The following is a 17745-nucleotide window of genomic DNA, read 5'->3' on the forward strand; positions in this document are numbered from 1 at the left end:
ATGATAATGGGAGAAGTGTGCCGGAGGAACGTGCCTTGAGAAAGTTTTTCAGAAGCTCATATGTGAAAGCAGCAGGAGCCATGATTCTTGCAGGAACTATTTTGCTGGTCCTCAGGAGAATCATGGAGACCACCAGTTTTCATGCAGTTGTGGACAAGATCAACAGTACCCTGATGCCAGTTTATATCGGTATTCTGCTGGCCTTTGTCCTATGCCCTATCTACAATGCCATCGTAAGGAAATGTTACGGTTTCATGAAAGAAGGCAGGGATTTGAACAAGGCCAGGAGAGAGAGAGAAAAGCTCAGCCGCCTCAGCGAAAGGGGAACGGGTTCTCAGGGCCTGGTTTTATCTGCATCAGATGAGCAGACTGGCGTTGATGCAGACGCTCTGGCAAAGGATAAGATAATAGGATATCGAAAAGGCTTTAATGAAGCTGTTGCCCAGAAGAAAAAAGAAGCAAATCTTTCAGAGGAGGATGCGGAAGCAATAGGTAACCACAAAATTCTGTCCAGGGCCAGATTGATCGCTTCAATATGCTGCCTCGCAATTATTTTCGGCGTTGCAGCCCTTCTGATATACACAGTTCTTCCTCAGATTGTAGGAACTGTCCTGAATCTGGTAGAAACTGCCCCAAGCAGGCTGCAGGACTTCGCAGAATGGGCTCACCATAACCTGCACAAGTATCCTCAGGTAGTTAAGAAAATCGACGAGGTGGCTGACTCCGGCGGCGGAATGATCATCACATGGATTCAGACTAACATACTTAAAAAACATGCATCCAGCATTGCAGCCGTTGTTTCCAGCCAGATATTCGCTTTTGTAAACACCGTAATAAATGTTTTTATAGGCATGCTCATTGCCATATATCTTCTTAACTACAAGGAGAGACTCTGTGCCATTGCAAGGAAGCTGACGGCAGCTAATTTTTCTGAAAAGACCGCCAGAAACATTTATGAGTTTGCAAATATCATCAATACAACATTCATCGGGTTCATTGTTGGAAGAATCCTGGATGCCATCGTTATCGGCGTGCTTACGTTCATGACCATGACAATCTTCCAGATGCCACTGGCCCTTCTCATCAGTGTTATTGTGGGAATCACCAATGTGATACCGTTCTTCGGACCATTTCTGGGAGCCATACCGTCCTTCGGCCTCCTGCTTATTCAGGGACATCCCGTTCAGGCCCTTTACTTTGCTATTATGATCCTTGTGATACAGCAGCTGGATGGAAACGTTATCGGACCTAAGATTGTTGGAAGTGTAATCGGAATAAACAGCTTCTGGGTTCTTATTTCCGTCCTTATCGGCGGCGGGCTCTTCGGTTTTATAGGCATGGCTCTGGGCGTTCCGGTGTTTGCTGTAATCTATCAATACGTTAACAAGATTGCATCTCACCGGCTGGTAAGAAAAGAAAAGCTTTCTGCCACAGACGATTACTACGATTTCAGCAAATTCGGTATTAACAGCACTGGAGAGGTAATCCCGGGACTGGACGATCATGGCGGAGAAAGTAAAGACCGGAAATAGTCAAGGTAGAAAAATCAGATCAGAACAGGATATAACATGAACATTGAAACTAAGAATAAAATCATAAAAAGAGCAGAAGAGGCCGGTATTTCTGAGGACAGAATCCTTACAGGAGAGGCCCTTTCTGCCCACACCACCTTCAGGATCGGAGGGCCGGCGGAGCTTATGATCAAGATCTGCAGCCCTTCTGAACTCAGCCAGATCCTGGGGCTGCTGGAAGAAGACCAGATCTGCCACATGCTGGTGGGAAACGGATCCAATCTCCTTTTCAGTGATGAAGGTTATGAAGGTGTAATTCTTATACTGGAAGGAGACTTCCTGAACATAGAATGGGAAGATGGCACCAACGGAAAAGGCCTTATCAGAGCAGGAGGAGGAATCAAACTGTCAAGACTCAGCTCCTTTGCAGCAGATAACAGTCTTACTGGCCTTGAATTTGCCTGCGGCATTCCTGGCACTGTTGGCGGCGGAATATACATGAACGCAGGAGCCTACGGAGGGGAGCTGAAAGACAGAGTACAGTCGGTGGATCTGATGAAAGCCAATGGCTCCGGCGTAATGACCCTGACCGGGGAAGAGATGAAATTCGGCTACAGACACAGCATCCTTCAGGAGAAAGAACTTATTGTTCTGTCTGCAGTATTTTCTCTGGACAAGGGAAACCAGGAGGAAATCAGAGAGACTATGAGCCAGCTGAACAGGAAGAGAAATTCCAAGCAGCCTGTTAACTATCCTAGCGCCGGAAGCACCTTCAAGAGACCAGTTGGGGGATACGCAGCTGCACTGATTCAGGAATCCGGACTTAAAGGGTTCTCTGTAGGAGGGGCTAAGGTTTCGGAAAAGCATTCCGGATTTGTGATAAATACCGGAGGAGCCACCTGCAGTGATGTTCTTGCTCTCATGGAAAAAGTAAGGGACAAGGTGCTTCAGGATTCCGGAATCCGCCTGGAGCCGGAGGTGCGCATTATAGGAAAAGACGGAACTGAATTGAACAAAAACTTCTGAGGGACAAAGGAGGAAAAATCTGGTGACAGATCTGGAATCAATAAAAAACGAATGGAGACTGACCTTTGACCTCCATACCCATACAATTTATTCTCACATGGGTCCATACAGACACGGTAAGGGTACCGTTATGGAAAATGTGAAATCAGCCTTTGACCAGGGAATCATGGAAATAGCTATTACAGACCACGGCCCGGGCCATAAGTTCTACGGCCTCAGCATGAAGGAGCTGCCTCAGGTAAGGAAGGACATTGAAGCAGCCAAGGCAGCTTTCCCAGCCATGAAAATCCTCCTGGGAGTGGAGGCCAACATAGTTGACAACGGAGGAAACTGCCTGGACGTAAAGCCTGAATGGTTTGATCTCTTCGATTTTGTTAACTGCGGCTATCACTACGGACTGCCGGGATGCCACATGCCTGCAAACATGGTGGATTCAAAAGCCGGAAGACCTTCAGGAAGCAGGGAGCACCTCCGGGCGGTAAACACGGAAATGGCTGTAAATGCTCTGGAAAGAAATAATATCAAGATACTTACCCATCCGGGAGACAAGGGGCCTTTCGACATTGATGCTCTGGCCAGAACCTGCCAGGAGAGAGGAACCTGGATGGAAATAAACGCAAGGCACACGCATATGACTGTAGAAGAACTGAAAATCGCAGCTTCATATGACGTGGATTTTGTTATCAGCAGTGACGCCCATAAACCTGACCAGGTGGGCCGCTATGTGGACAGCGTGGCAAGAGCTGAAGAGGCAGGAATAGATCTGAGCAGAATACTGAATCTTGCAAAAAGGGAGGTACAGAGATGAAGGTAATAATCATTTCCGGAATGTCGGGAGCAGGTAAGACCAAAGCAGCAGACTGGTTTGAAGATCAGGGATATTACTGTATCGACAACATGCCTCCTGCACTGGTAGGCAATTTCCTGGAACTCACTGCCGCAGGAAAAACAGGTATCGAAAAGGCCGCATTCGTAGCTGACGTAAGAGGAAAAGATTTTTTCAAAGACCTGGTAACCTGCATCGACAATCTCCGCAGCATGGAGGGAGTGGACAGCAAGGTTCTTTTTCTGGAAGCATCCACCGACTCGCTAGTTCACCGCTACAACGAGACCAGAAGGCAGCACCCTCTTTCAGGGGGGAAGGCTACCCGGGAAGTCATCGAAAAAGAACGCCATGAACTTGAGCCAATCCGCAGGAAGGCAGACTACGTAATAGATACCACCAAGAAGAAAGTGTCCGAGTTCAACATTGAGATGAACAGGATTTTCCTGGGAGATGAAAGCGGCAGCAAGTTCAACATAAACGTCACCAGTTTCGGATATAAATACGGCCTTCCGTCTGAAACCGATGTTACTTTCGACATGAGGTTCATTCCCAATCCCTTCTATGTAAACAGCCTCCGGGCTCTTACAGGAAATAACCGGAAGGTCAGCAGCTACGTAATGAAGTTCGACATTACGAAAAACTTCATAGACCAGTGTGACAAGATGATCAATTCCCTGATACCAGGATTCATCAACGAAGGAAAGTACCACCTCAACATTGCCTTCGGCTGTACAGGAGGCCACCACCGTTCCGTGGCAGTGGCAAACGCCATGGCGGAGATCTTCAAGAATGAGGGTTACATAGTCACCCTGAATCACAGAGATCTGGATTTTGTCAGAAAAGGAGCTAAGAAATAGTGTCATTTTCATCAGAGCTTAAGGGAGAACTGGCTCGTATTAACGTGGAAAACAAGGATCACATGCTTGCGGAGATTTCCGGATTCCTGCGTGTTTCCGGGAGCCTTCGCCTTGCGGGAGGAGGAAAATTTTCCATACTGGCAGCAACGGAGAATCCGGCTGTGGCGCGGCACTACAAAATGCTGATACGAGATTATTTCGACTGCAATCCCGGCCTGGAAGTAGGCATGTCACAGATGCCTGGTAAGGCAGAGAAAAAAGGATACCGGTACGCCCTGAGGATCAGACCGGAGGACAAAAGCGAGAAGATCCTGCGGGAGACGGGAATGATGCTTATCAGAGAAGGAAACGACTACCTGTCTGATGGCATCTACCAGCCTATTGTGAGAAACAAGGGCTGCAAGAAAGCCTACATCAGAGGGCTGTTCCTGGGCTGCGGAACTATTTCCGATCCTCACAAGGGCTACCACATGGAATTTGTCCTGGACAGCAGGCAGGTGGCCTGGGATCTGAAAAAACTCATAGGCACATTTACAGACTTAAGCGCTTCCGTAACAGAGCGGGGAAGCGACTGGGTTGTCTACATCAAGAAAGCCGACTATATAGGAGATATGCTTGGCATTATGGGAGCCAGCAACTCCATGCTGGAATTCGAGAACATCAAAATAGAAAGAGGCATAAAGGGAGAGGCTGCCAGAATAGCAAACTGCGACAATGCCAATGTGGACAGAGCGCTGAACGCCTCAGAAAGACAGCTTAGAGACATTAGAGCCATCCAGGAAAAAATGGGAATCGATGGTTTGCCGGAGCAGCTCAGGCAGGTAGCGGTTCTCCGCCTGGAAAGGCCTGAAGCCAGCCTTACTGAAATAGGAGAGGCCCTCAATCCTCCCATTCAGAAAGGGGGAGTCAACAAGAGATTCAGAAGGATACACCAGCTGGCAGAAGAGACTTTAGGGGAGGAATAGATGGATATAAAAGAAGGACAGATCATCGAACTGGACATAACAGACGTCAGCGATGATGGAAAAGGTTTTGGCCGGGCAGAAGACCTGGCCGTTTTTGTGGAAGGAGCAGTTCCCGGAGACAGGGTTCTGGCAGAGATAAAAAAGCTGAAGAAGAACTTCGCCCTGGCAGTAACTAAAGAGGTAGTCTCACCATCTCCTTTCAGGAGAGAGTCCGACTGTCCTTTTTTCCAGGGCAGAGATGGCAGAGGAGAATGCGGCGGATGTGCCTACAGACAGCTGAAATATGAAAAGCAGCTGGAAATAAAAAGAAGACAGGTGATCAATAAACTGTCCAGAATCGGAGGCGTTGAAAACCCTCAGGTGGCAGAAACAGTTGCCTCACCGGAACTTTTCAGATACAGGGACAAGGTGGAATTCGCTGTCAAAGGTGCCCATATTGGATTCAGAAAAAGGGGCAGCCACGAGATAGCAGATATAACAGATTGTCAGCTTTTGCCGGAATCTGTTATGGCTGTGTGCAACAAAATTCGTGAATTCCTTAATGACAGAACTCTGAAGGCCTACGACGACAAAAAAGCCAGAGGATTCCTGCGCCAGGTAACCGTTAAGTGGGCCCTGGGTACAGGACAGATGATGGTGATTTTCACAGCAGCAGATACAAAAATGCCATCTGCCGAAAAAATAATTACAGCCATTGACCAGGCCGTAGAAGAAACGGAAGACGATCTGTACCTGGCCAGCGTGGTCCTCCACACCAACAAAAACAAAAACCTCCGTGATTTCTCACCACGCCTGACCACCCTGGCCGGCACACCCACAATCACCGACCTGGCAGAATTCAGCCAGCCGGCAATGAAAAACCAGATAAAATACGAAATTTCCCCGCTGGCTTTTTACCAGATCAACCCGCTGCAGATGAGAAACCTGTGCTCACAAGTCTGCAAATTTGCAGAACCTGACAAACATAAGGTGATCCTTGACCTGTACTGCGGAATCGGAACCCTGGGCCTCCCTCTGGCAGAAAGCAGCAGATATATTATCGGAATCGAATCCATAAAACCTGCCATAATTGACGCCAACAGGAATGCAGCCATAAACGGAATTGTCAACGCCCGGTACTATACTGGAAAGGCCGAGGAAGTGCTGCCGGAACTTCTGGACAAGCTGGAGAGTGGAGTCAGAGACAACGATACCTTTGGCATTCCGTGGCAGGATACAGAAGACAGGGTTGTTATCCTTGATCCGCCGAGAAAGGGCTGTGATGAAAAACTCCTGGAAACAGCCGGCACCACAGGGGCAAACCGGATTGTATATGTTTCCTGCGATCCGGGAACCATGGCAAGAGATATCAGGAAGCTGGGGGAAATGGGATATGAATTTGCGGAAGCAATTCCCTTCGACATGTTCCCGTGGACCACGGAGATAGAGACCGTTTGCTTCCTTCAGAAGATCCAATAAACTGCAGGTTTGAACATTATTTGAAATTGCACCTTTAAACGTACGTGATTTGTCTGTATCATAGTACATATTGGCTCTGCCGGTGAATTTCCTGGCAGGCCATGTACTATGTTTTTTTGGATAATTAGGAAAGTGTTGGCTATCAATATGGAAACCACAAAGAAAAAAGGCCTCAGACCCTGGAGGGAGCTTTCGGGTCTGCGAAAGGTCCTGAGAGTACTTTGGATATTCGTACTGGCTGTTCTGGCAGCCACAGCCCTTCTGTTCGGTTATCTGACAGCAACAGAGTTCAAACCGGCTGCAAAGGAGAACCTGGGAGTTACCAGTGGAACAGATGCTATAAACAAGGTGGACCAGGGAAAAGAATTATCGATTCTCACCTGGAATATAGGATACGGCGCCCTGGGAGATAACGCAGATTTTTTCATGGACGGCGGTAAATCAGTAAAGACCGCTGATGAAAAGCGGGTGATGGAGAACATGAAGGGCATAAGCGAAGAAGTGAGTGCCATTGATCCTGATTTCGCATTCTTCCAGGAGGTGGACAGAGACTCCCACCGGTCCAGTGGTATTGACGAAGCCAGGCTTATCCGCAATGGCCGCAGCAATGGAGATTCTACTTTTGCATATAATTTCAGGGTGAAGTTCATTCCATATCCTGTGCCTCCTATTGGCAAGGTAAACTCTGGAATCCTCACCAGCTCCGACTATAAGATACAGAATTCTGTAAGAAGACAGCTTTACTGTCCGTTTAAGTGGCCTGTTTCCCTTGGAAACCTCAAGCGCTGCCTGATGGTGGACAGGGTGAAGATCAATGGAAGCAGCAAAGAGCTGGTCCTCATAAACCTTCACCTGGAGGCCTACGACAGTGGAACAGGAAAGATCAAACAGACGAAAATGCTGAGAGACGTAATGGATAAGGAAAGAGCCAAGGGTAACTATGTAATTGCCGGAGGCGATTTTAACCAATGTTTCTCTGAGGCCGATGTGACAGCATTTAAGCAGTATCCGGGAACATGGAAGCCGGGAGTTCTGGACTACAGCCAGTTCAAGGGATACAGGCTCCTTATGGACAATTCCGATCCAAGCTGCAGGTCCCTGGACAGAGCCTTCAAAGGTGCTGACCCTGACAAATTCCAGTACTACAGCATCGACGGGTTCATCGTTTCAGATAACGTTACTGTGAACTCAGTAAAAACCCAGAACCTGTCATTTAAGAACTCAGATCACAACCCGGTTGTAATGAAATTCGTTTTGAACTAGGAAAAAAACAGCTCTCTGACTGCAGCCAGATTTGCGGTCATGAGAAATGGTAAATGATCTGCCGCTGATTCTTTGAAAAATCTTCAAAGAACTGGCGGCTTTTTTACGGCTGATTTTGTGGCTAAAACACCGGACTCCGGCAATGACTGAATCTTTGTTGCTCTTGCAACAGTGACTGTTCCTGTCAAGTTGTATTATCTGGCTGTAGACAACAAGGACATAACATAGAACAACATAGAGTTTAGATACAGGGAGGATATTATGAGCGCATTTCTGGGACCTATCCACTACTGGATGTACAACAAGATTCAGGTACAGGAGAAGATGACTGAGGATATCAGCAATCTGGCCGTAAACAGAGGCTGGATAACAGAGAAGCAGGCAGAAGAATACAAGGGCAGCAGCAACAGGCCTCTTGAGGAGGCCATCGACCTGGGCAACATTCACGGATGGCTTCAGGGTATGATCAACGATGCTGAAGGAAAATATGCAAGCCTGGTGTCAAGACTGCTGAACGCAGAGGAAGACAGAATGGAAGCACTGAAGGTTCTGGCCTTTGAGGAAGGAAAAAACAACAGCGCAAGGGAAGGGTCTTCAGCCTTCGATATATACAAGGACCTGGACGATGCTCTCCTGAACGGAATGCCATGTGACAGAATCAACGTGGTAAACAGACAGGAAGAAAACTGCGTCGCATGGGATCAGACCCAGGACATTCACAGAACCCACTGGGACGCTGTAGGTGGAAACCCTGACTGGTATTATGAGCTGAGACTGGCTTACATGAAGGGCGTTGCATCCGGTGCCGGCTTTGATGTAGTAAGAGAAGGAAGCACAGGCTTTGCCATTGTAAAGGCAGCTTAATCCCAGGACGAATGTTTTCCTGTTGACAGCTAGCCCCTGTCTTTAATTACATAGGTATCTTTGTCAAAATCAATAAGTCCCTCGTCCCGCATGGCTGAAAGCTCCCTGGTCATGGAGCTCCGGTTTACAGAAAGGTATTCTGCAAGTCCGGTGCGGGTCAGAGGGCTTTTTACGTATCTGGACCCCTGGCGCTGGGAAAGCATGGAAAGATAGGCCAGGATTTTTTCCCGCATAGAAGGCTTTGATGAAATCTCTATTTTTTCCATAAGCTGCTGGCTCTTAAGGCCCAGCAGGTCAAACATGTTCTGAGTCAGCTGGGTGTGGAAGGTGCAGCGGCGTGGACAGCTGTGAATAATGTTGGCAGAAGGAACGAACAGGATGTTGCAGGCTCTGCCGGCAGTAAAGGTCACACTGGACTGGGAGTTTCTCCGTACTGCAAAGGATTCGCCGAACAGTTCTCCCGGTTCCATGTATGTCATGAGAGCCTTTTCGCCCCAGATATCCTCCTTGATCATGTGGACCGTTCCGCTGAGGACGATGCCAATATAATGAACGCTTTCATTGTCAAGGATAATCACTTCCCCCTTGTTGAAAGAGCGCTCGTAGCTCCGTAAACAAAGGAGAAGGGTATTAAGATCCTCTTCTGAAATATTTTCGAACAGAGGAATGTCCTGATAATTGATGTCTGGTGTTTTTTTCATGCTATTCACCTGCTTTTCGATTAAACAGTCAGCAGTACTGATGCCCCCTGGCCCGGAAGTTTCTGCAGCAGTTGTTTAGATTTCGCTACAGTCCGGCCTCTTAAAATTCTTTTTTTATAATATAACAAATGCGTTGCACAGGCAACATACACTCTTCCGCCACAGGGTTACTATAATGGCGTCAAAAGGAAACGGTAATACATAGAAAGATAAAGTACAGCTTAGGATAACAGTGAGGTAATGATTATGGAGAACAAGATGTTTTGTTATCAGTGTCAGGAGACTGCAGGATGCAGCGGATGCACCATCAAGGGCGTATGCGGCAAGACCCCTGAGGTTGCAGCAATGCAGGATCTGCTGATCTACGTAACAAAGGGACTTTCTGCAGTAACTACACAGCTTAGAGCAGAGGGAACAAAGGTTGCAGAAGAGGTTAACCACCTGGTTACAGTAAACCTGTTCACAACTATTACTAATGCAAACTTCGATCTCGAGGAGATTGCAGACAGAGTTGAGATGACTCTGAACACAAAGGTTCAGCTCCTTGAGCAGGTTAAGGATTCTTCCACTCTTCCTGCAGCAGCAAAGTGGTGCGTTTCAAGAGATGAGTATGGTGCTGCAGCAAACGGCGTAGGTGTTCTGGCTACAAAGGATGAAGACATCAGATCACTGAGAGAGCTGATCACTTACGGACTGAAGGGTCTGGCTGCATACATGAAGCATGCTAACGCTCTTCTTCATGAGGACCAGCAGGTTGACGCATTTATTCAGGAAGCTCTGGCTAAGACTCTTGACGACAGCCTTACTGTTAACGACCTGGTTGCCCTCACACTGGAAACAGGTAAGTTCGGCGTACAGGGAATGGCTCTCCTGGACAAGGCAAACACAGATACATACGGAAACCCTGAGATAACAAAGGTAGACATCGGTGTTAGAAAGAACCCTGGAATCCTCATTTCCGGTCACGATCTTAAGGACCTGGAGATGCTGCTTGAGCAGACAAAGGGAACAGGCGTTGATGTATACACACATTCAGAGATGCTGCCAGCCCACTATTATCCATTCTTCAAGAAGTATGACAACTTTGCAGGAAACTACGGAAACGCATGGTGGAAGCAGAAGGAAGAGTTCGAGAGCTTCAACGGACCTATTCTGATGACAACAAACTGCATCGTTCCACCTAAGGACAGCTACAAGGACAGACTGTGGACCACAGGTGCAGCTGGATATCCAGGATGCAGACACATCGACGGAAAGTATGGCGAGACAAAGGATTTCTCAGCTATCATCCAGCAGGCAAAGGAGTGCCCGGCTCCAACAGAGATCGAGACAGGAGAGATCGTAGGAGGATTTGCTCATGAGCAGGTATTCGCTCTGGCTGATCCGATCGTTGAGGCTGTTAAGTCCGGCGCTATCAAGAAGTTCGTTGTAATGGCAGGCTGCGACGGCCGCATGAAGAGCAGAAACTACTATACTGAGTTTGCACAGGCTCTGCCTAAGGACACAGTAATTCTCACAGCAGGATGTGCCAAGTACAAGTACAACAAGCTGAATCTGGGGGATATCAACGGAATTCCAAGAGTTCTGGATGCTGGTCAGTGCAACGATTCTTACTCCCTGGCTCTTATCGCCCTCAAGCTGGTAGAGATTTTCGGAGTAAAAGATGTAAACGAGCTTCCTATTGCATACAATATCGCATGGTATGAGCAGAAGGCTGTTATCGTACTGCTGGCACTTCTGCACCTGGGTGTGAAGAACATTCACCTGGGACCTACACTGCCTGCATTCCTGTCACCAAACGTTGCAAACGTACTGGTAGAGAACTTCGGTATTGCAGGAATCTCAAGTGTAGAAGACGACATGAAGATCTTCGGAATTCAGTAGTCTTTGTAAAAATTTTGTTCACCAGCGGGGGACTGCCGGCAAAAGGCACTTTTCCGTTTATTGTCCAAATAAATAAACCTGTAGGTGGGTGCCGCATTCTGTGCGGCATCCATTCTTTTTTTACAAGGAAAGTTAAGAATCTTCACTGAGGGGGAATCTTGACAGGACATAGGATAACATGATATCCCTTAGTCAAGTTCAAATGGTTGAAGAGGGGATCTTATCATGAGCAAAAGTAATATCAGAACTGCAATAGTATACAGTTCCAGAAACAATGGAAATACGCGAATACTGGTGGACGCCATAGCAGCGGGAAACAATATAGACCTGTATAACGCAAGGTCGTGTAATCACATAGATCTTTCGGACTACGATCTTATCGGCTTCGCATCGGGAATTTATTACGGAAGTATTGACAAGGCCATCATGAGAATCATGGAAGAGGATCTGCCAAGAGGCAAGAAAGTGTTTTTCGTATGTACCAGTGGTTCCGGCAAGAATTCATATCTCGAGCCTCTCATGGAAATGGCTAAAGGGCGGGCAGCAGGTGTGGCAGGTGCCTACTGCTGCAGAGGGTCCATTTCAGTAAACGGCCGCTCCGGAAAGCTGAAACATCCATCTGCTATGGAGATAAGGAGCGCTGTTAACTTTTTCAATGAAATGATGGACCGCCTGGAAAGTGAAAGGGAACAGGCCGGGGCAGAGCTGCCAGGTGAAGGAAGAGAATCTGAGGGCCAGGATAGAAAGCCTGCCTCCATGGTCACTAACTTTGGAAGCAGGAAAGAGACAGGGATGTTGAAAGAAGACTTGAAAAAAAGAAGAGGAAAGCCTCTGTCAGACAGGTCGAGAATCTCCCCTGAGGACAGAAGGTTTAACCAGGCAGCAACGGTTATCGCCGGAGCTGTTATCGCCACTCCTCTTTTCCTGTTAAAAAAGGTCATAAGAAAGGGCAGATAGAGACAACAAAAGTGACAACATAACTATTGAAATAAAATTGTCATTACAACACAGAATTGCACCATAAATTTAGGTGTTGACACAATTATTCCTTGCAACTATAATGCAGGCAAGAGAGGAGATTATAGATGAATCCTTTCAACAGGCAGATAGAACTCTGATTCCGTGTGAAGGGGAAACGCAAGGAGGTCGCGAAATGAGAAGAACAAGGGCAATGAAGATGGTAGTAGTTCTGTTGCTTATTTATTTCGTTACGATGTTCATGCTGCCTGCAGCGGTACTCAGCTAATCCCTGTGCCTGGTTTTATACGCTGATGTCCGGCCAGGTTACAAGAAACCAAATATGTTGATTGTTCTGTGGGAGTGCGGCAATTGTGCCGCACTTTTCTTTTTTGTATTATTGAAGCAACTAGAGAAGAAGGAGAGGATAGCAATGGGATATCAATATACAACTGGAAAAGTGGCTGCATCTGTGACCTTTCTTGAGCCGGACCTGAGGGAGGAGCTTAAGAAAAAGGCTGAAGACATGGGATACGCCATCCGGTTCATAGACAGGCATCTAATGGACAGAGATGAAATCAGCGTAAGGGAAAAGGAAGAGCAGCTGGAATGGCTGAGGGACTCTGAAATCATCCTTACTTCAAGAGGGCGATTTGTGGATCAGACCAGCCAGAACCTGAGATGGGCTGCCGATACCTACGCAGGCATAGACGTATATTTTCCAAGAGAAGATGGCAGTTCCATAATGCCTCATTCAGGAGTAATGCTGACCAATTCTTCCGGGGCATACGGCCCAACTATCAGTGAACACATCATCATGGTTCTTCTCATGCTCTGGAGGCGCCAGTGGGATTACAACCGGTGTCAGCAGGAACACAGCTGGGGACCGAGGGTTGAGATGAAGTCCATAATGGGATCGGATTTTGTAGTGCTGGGAACCGGGAATATAGGTACGACTTTTGCAAAGAAGGCAAAGGCTCTGGGAGCAGGGAGGATCATGGGCGTAAGCCGGTCTGGAAAAGAACGGTGCCCGGGAGTATATGATGAAATGCATACATTCAGAGAGCTGAAGGATGTTATTGGCCAGGGGGACGCAGTGGTCATGAGCCTTCCGGGCACAGAAGAGACAGCGGGAATGGTGGACAGCACAATCCTTTCAGCAATGAAGGATTCAGCGGTACTTGTTAATGTGGGCCGGGGCTCTTCAGTGGTTCAGAAGGATCTGGTGGAAGCCCTGGAAAAAGGCAGAATCTGGGGAGCAGCTCTTGATGTTATGGAAAATGAGCCCCTGCCTGAGGATGATCCTCTTTGGACTATGAAGAACTGCATCGTCACTCCTCATGTGGCGGGAAACATGACTTTGAGATACACAAGGGAACTGATAATAGGCCAGTTCTGCAGAAACCTTGACCACTACAGAAAAGGGGAGAAGCTGGATCATCTCATAGACCTGGGCCTGGGATACTGATGGGCCAGGGCCTCTGGCAGCCTGTTGAAAAGCAGGTTCTTGGAGTTATGGTTGTTATCACACTGGCCTGGTGGCTGGCTGGTAATAGTGTGTCAGTTGGAGTACAATTCTAGTGTATACAGGAGGATGTACGCGAAAGGAGTGTTTGCGATGAAGATATTAGTTATTTCAGGCAGCCCTCACAAGAGCGGATCCACCGCTCTGCTGACAGAGAATTTTATTGCGGGAGCAGAAGAAGCAGGACATCAGGTAGACTGTTTTGAAGCTTCCTTTAAGAGCATCCATCCATGCATGGCCTGTGAACGGTGCCACAAGACAGGAGACGGGTGTGTTTTCAAGGACGATATGGAAGAGCTGAGACCTCTGGTACTTGGGTCCGACGCAGTGGTTTTCGTAACGCCGGTTTATTACTTTGGCATGAACGCCCAGCTGGCTGCTGCTGTAAACAGGTTTTACGCTTTCAACGACAAGCTTCTTGAACAGGACAAGAAGGCGGCTTTCATTACGGCCTTTGCAGATGATGAAGAAGATTCCTGCACAGGATGCGTAAATACATATCAGCTGATGCTCAGGTATTTCGGCTGGGAAAATAAAGGAATCATAGCTGCCCAGGGCTGCGGGTGTGCTGAAGATGTAATGAAATCCAGCTATCCGGCTCAGGCATACAGGCTGGGCAAGAGCTTCTGATTCGTTTACGACAATGAAAAGACAATGAAACAGGTATTAAAAACCGCTCTGACCGTGGAATATCGCCGGCCGGAGCGGTTTTGCATTATTTCCGCTATTTGTTCTGTTCAGTTCCGTTCATGATTCCCAGAAGATCGTAGAGGGTATTATAAAGGCTGCGGGCTCTGTCCTGACCTATTGGCAGAATGCAGGCCATTCGTGAAGGAATCTTCACCGCCTCATCTCGCAGTTCAAAACCTTTATCCGTAATGGTAATGATAAGGTTCCGCTCGTCTTCTTCAGGGCGGCGCCTGGTAACAAGGCCTTTGCCCTCCATTCTCTTGAGAAGGGGCGTAAGTGTGCCGGAATCAAGGAAAAGCCGACTGCCCAGGTCCTTGACCCGGATCTCCCGTTCTTCCCAGAGGACCATCATGACCAGGTACTGGGTGTATGTAAGGCCCAGGGGATCGAGAAATGGCTTGTATTGTTTTACCAGTTCCTTTGCACAGGCGTAAAGGGGGAAGCACAGCTGATGGTCCAGCTTCAGCTTATCGTATTTATCTTCAGGCGCGGCCATAGTATTATTTCCTTTCATGTTCTTTCGTATTATTTCGTATTATTTCGTGGTGTATCGTAAAGGTGATCCTTTGTTTGATTATGATTACCTGCACAATCTGTTTCTCCGTATTCGCTGAGTACAGGGCCTCCTGACCCATGAAATGGCAGGAGACAATTCAATTGCGCAATATTAAATTTCAGCTTATTTTACAGTGAATAAAGAATACATGTCAATACTATATTAAGGTGACAACCTTATTAAAATAAACAATTTTCAGGGCCCTTTGAAGGGCTGCCACCGTTGAGCCACATTTAATTACATGGTAAGATACCAGTGGTATTGTGTCTTGCAGGAAGATTCCTTCACTGCGAGAACAGAAATTAATTTATACAGAAAGAATGAGGATTATAGATGAAGGAATTCATTATTGAAATGGAAGATGGCGGAATCATGGAAGGCGAGCTGTACGAGGACATTGCTCCTGAGACAGTTAAGAATTTCGAGAGCCTGATCCAGAAGAATTTCTATGATGGACTTATATTCCACAGAGTTATTCCAGGATTCATGATTCAGGGAGGCTGCCCTCAGGGTAACGGAATGGGCGGTCCGGGATACACCATCAAGGGAGAATTTACTGCTAACGGATTTAAGAACGACCTGAAGCATACCAGAGGAGTTCTTTCCATGGCAAGAGCAATGGACCCGGATTCAGCAGGTTCCCAGTTCTTCATTATGACATCTGATGCACCTCATCTGGACGGTCAGTATGCCGCTTTCGGCAAGATTACCAGCGGAATGGACGTTGCTGACAGAATTGTCAACGTTAAGAGAGATTATTTCGATAAGCCGCTGGAAGACCAGAAGATCAAGTCAATCAGAATGAAGTAGTACCGGGAATCTCCGGACAGCAGAATATCCCGGGCGTAATGCCCGGGCTTTTTAGAAAAAACGGCGGACCGCAGGTCACAGGTTGCTGGTCAGCCGGGAAAGTGTACGGGTGTATATGGGGAAATCAGAACAGGAGAATAAGGAGAAGCGAAAACCGGAGCACAGAAAGATCGAAAGAAAGATCACTGTAATCGGACACAAGAATCCGGATACAGACTCCATATGTTCGGCAATCGCCTATGCGGACATTAAGAACCGTGTTAGTCACAGCCACAAGTACGTGCCGGGGAGAGCCGGCGAGATCAGCAGCGAAACCAGATTCGTTCTGGATTACTTCGATGTTCCTGATCCGGAATACATAAGCGATGTATCCACACAGGTCCGGGATATGGAAATAAGAATGACCCCCGGAGTGCCAAAGGAAATGTCCATCGGCACCGCCTGGGATCTGATGAACGACACAGATGCAGTAACCCTGCCTGTTACAGAAAACGGGAAGGTCATCGGTCTTGTGACTAAGGGAGATATTGCCAGAACCTTTATGGACATGGACAATACCCACTTCCTCTCAGATGCCAGAACCCGATTTGGAGACATTGCAGAAAGGGTTCAGGCCAGAATTGTAACCGGCGATCCTGAGAAGATCTTTGACCACGGCAAGGTTCTTGTGGGAGCAGCCGTTCCAGAGAGAATGAAGAAGGTAGTAGAAGCCGGAGACCTGGTAATTCTCGTGGACAGAAACGAGAACCATATCGCAGCACTGGAAAAGGGGGCAGGCTGCCTGATTCTCTGCCTGGGTGCATCAGCAGACAAGGAGACGGTGGAGAAAGCCGCTTCCATGGGATCTGTAATTATGGAGACGGACATGGACACCTATTCCGTTACCAGGGAGATCAACAAAAGCGTTCCACTTCAGGCCATCATGATCAGGGACGACATCGATTCTTTCAGGCTTGACGATTACACGGACAAGCTAAGGTCCGTTATGGCCAGCACCAGGCACAGAGCCTTTCCTGTAGTGGACAGCAAAGGAAACTACATCGGAACAGTATCCAGGAGAAACCTGCTGGGCATCAAGAAGAGACAGCTGATCCTGGTGGACCACAACGAGAAATCACAGGCCGTAGACAATATTGATGAAGGAGAGATTCTGGAGATAATCGATCACCATCGCCTGGGAACCCTTCAGACCCTTCAGCCAATATATTTCGTGAACCAGCCGGTAGGATGTACTGCCACCATACTCTATCAGATGTATGTGGAAAAAGGACTGGACATTCCTCGTGACATAGCGGGGCTGCTGGCAGGGGCCATTATTTCGGACACCTTGATGTTCCGGTCCCCAACCTGTACTCTTCATGACAAAATGGCTGCAGGAGCACTGGCTCTGATTGCGGAGATAAACATTGAAGACTTCGCCCAGGCCATGTTCAAGGCAGGTTCAGATTTGAAGAACAAGTCAGCAGAAGAAATATTTTTCCAGGACTACAAGAAATTCAACATGGCTGGCCACAGCTTCGGCGTAGGGCAGATCAGCTCCATGGACGGAGATGAGCTGGAGCTCATCAAGGAGAAAATTCAGCCGGTGCTGCAGAAAGAACTGGATAAAACAGATATTTCCATGGCCTTTTTCCTGCTGACCAATATTAAAACCAGTTCATCAGAAATCCTCTTTGCCGGTGACCGGGCCCCAGATGTGGTGAGCAACGCATATCCGAATCTGGAACAGAAGGACAATGCCGTAAACGTTCCAGGACTGCTTTCCAGGAAAAAGCAGCTTATTCCTGCGTTCATGGCTGCCATGAACTACATATGAAAAGACTAGAGATCTATTACTAGGGAAAGGAATACA

16 protein-coding genes are annotated in these 17745 nt (G+C 47.6%); 14 read left to right on the forward strand and 2 right to left on the reverse strand.

Going from position 1 to position 17745, the window contains the following annotated elements; all coding sequences use genetic code 11:
• The first annotated feature begins 35 nt into the window (after positions 1–35).
• From FYJ66_RS02725 to FYJ66_RS02760, 8 genes are all read left to right on the forward strand, one after another.
• Positions 36–1532, forward strand: a complete 1497-nt coding sequence (locus tag FYJ66_RS02725; protein WP_206156973.1) for an AI-2E family transporter — start codon at positions 36–38, stop codon at positions 1530–1532.
• 36 nt (positions 1533–1568) lie between these two features.
• Positions 1569–2537, forward strand: coding sequence for a UDP-N-acetylmuramate dehydrogenase (gene murB / locus FYJ66_RS02730; protein ID WP_154571980.1), 969 nt, complete (start codon positions 1569–1571; stop codon positions 2535–2537).
• Between the two features lie 22 nt (positions 2538–2559).
• On the forward strand, positions 2560–3345 hold the full coding sequence (locus FYJ66_RS02735; protein ID WP_154571981.1) for a PHP domain-containing protein: 786 nt from the start codon (positions 2560–2562) through the stop codon (positions 3343–3345).
• Positions 3342–4220, forward strand: a complete 879-nt coding sequence (rapZ, locus tag FYJ66_RS02740) for an RNase adapter RapZ (protein WP_154571982.1) — start codon at positions 3342–3344, stop codon at positions 4218–4220. Before FYJ66_RS02735 ends, rapZ begins: the two co-directional genes overlap by 4 nt.
• Positions 4220–5185, forward strand: coding sequence for a DNA-binding protein WhiA (whiA, locus tag FYJ66_RS02745; RefSeq protein ID WP_338071104.1), 966 nt, complete (start codon positions 4220–4222; stop codon positions 5183–5185). Before rapZ ends, whiA begins: the two co-directional genes overlap by 1 nt.
• Complete coding sequence (gene rlmD, locus FYJ66_RS02750) at positions 5186–6643, forward strand: 23S rRNA (uracil(1939)-C(5))-methyltransferase RlmD (protein ID WP_154571983.1); 1458 nt, start codon at positions 5186–5188, stop codon at positions 6641–6643.
• A gap of 135 nt (positions 6644–6778) precedes the next feature.
• Entirely contained in the window at positions 6779–7906 is a 1128-nt protein-coding gene (locus FYJ66_RS02755) for an endonuclease/exonuclease/phosphatase family protein (RefSeq protein WP_235897329.1), read from the forward strand.
• Positions 7907–8167: 261 nt separating this feature from the next.
• Positions 8168–8770, forward strand: coding sequence for a hypothetical protein (locus FYJ66_RS02760; RefSeq protein ID WP_154571984.1), 603 nt, complete (start codon positions 8168–8170; stop codon positions 8768–8770).
• 29 nt (positions 8771–8799) lie between these two features.
• On the opposite strand, the gene FYJ66_RS02765 is transcribed toward FYJ66_RS02760, so the two are convergent.
• Positions 8800–9471 carry a Crp/Fnr family transcriptional regulator gene (locus FYJ66_RS02765; RefSeq protein ID WP_154571985.1) on the reverse strand — a complete coding sequence of 224 codons (672 nt, stop codon included), beginning with the start codon at positions 9469–9471 and terminating at the stop codon, positions 8800–8802.
• Between the two features lie 246 nt (positions 9472–9717).
• Here FYJ66_RS02765 and hcp point away from each other — a divergent pair, with 246 nt between their 5' ends.
• From hcp to FYJ66_RS02785, 4 genes are all read left to right on the forward strand, one after another.
• Positions 9718–11355 carry a hydroxylamine reductase gene (hcp, locus tag FYJ66_RS02770; protein WP_154571986.1) on the forward strand — a complete coding sequence of 546 codons (1638 nt, stop codon included), beginning with the start codon at positions 9718–9720 and terminating at the stop codon, positions 11353–11355.
• A gap of 225 nt (positions 11356–11580) precedes the next feature.
• Entirely contained in the window at positions 11581–12312 is a 732-nt protein-coding gene (locus tag FYJ66_RS02775; protein WP_154571987.1) for a flavodoxin domain-containing protein, read from the forward strand.
• Positions 12313–12745: 433 nt separating this feature from the next.
• Complete coding sequence (locus FYJ66_RS02780; RefSeq protein ID WP_206156974.1) at positions 12746–13780, forward strand: D-2-hydroxyacid dehydrogenase; 1035 nt, start codon at positions 12746–12748, stop codon at positions 13778–13780.
• A 150-nt stretch (positions 13781–13930) separates the two neighbouring features.
• Positions 13931–14467, forward strand: a complete 537-nt coding sequence (locus FYJ66_RS02785) for a flavodoxin family protein (RefSeq protein WP_206156975.1) — start codon at positions 13931–13933, stop codon at positions 14465–14467.
• A gap of 94 nt (positions 14468–14561) precedes the next feature.
• Here FYJ66_RS02785 and FYJ66_RS02790 read toward each other — a convergent pair whose 3' ends face one another.
• A complete protein-coding gene (locus FYJ66_RS02790; protein WP_154571990.1) occupies positions 14562–15023 on the reverse strand; it encodes a MarR family winged helix-turn-helix transcriptional regulator in 462 nt (153 codons plus the stop codon).
• A 393-nt stretch (positions 15024–15416) separates the two neighbouring features.
• Between FYJ66_RS02790 and FYJ66_RS02795 the strand changes: the two genes are divergently transcribed.
• Together FYJ66_RS02795 and FYJ66_RS02800 are read left to right on the forward strand one after the other, a co-directional pair.
• On the forward strand, positions 15417–15893 hold the full coding sequence (locus FYJ66_RS02795) for a peptidylprolyl isomerase (RefSeq protein ID WP_154571991.1): 477 nt from the start codon (positions 15417–15419) through the stop codon (positions 15891–15893).
• 115 nt (positions 15894–16008) lie between these two features.
• Complete coding sequence (locus FYJ66_RS02800) at positions 16009–17709, forward strand: putative manganese-dependent inorganic diphosphatase (RefSeq protein WP_154571992.1); 1701 nt, start codon at positions 16009–16011, stop codon at positions 17707–17709.
• The last annotated feature ends 36 nt before the right edge of the window (positions 17710–17745 follow it).

Origin of the sequence: Allobaileyella intestinalis (genome assembly GCF_009695865.1) — a bacterium.
Lineage (GTDB): Bacteria > Bacillota > Clostridia > Peptostreptococcales > Anaerovoracaceae > Allobaileyella > Allobaileyella intestinalis.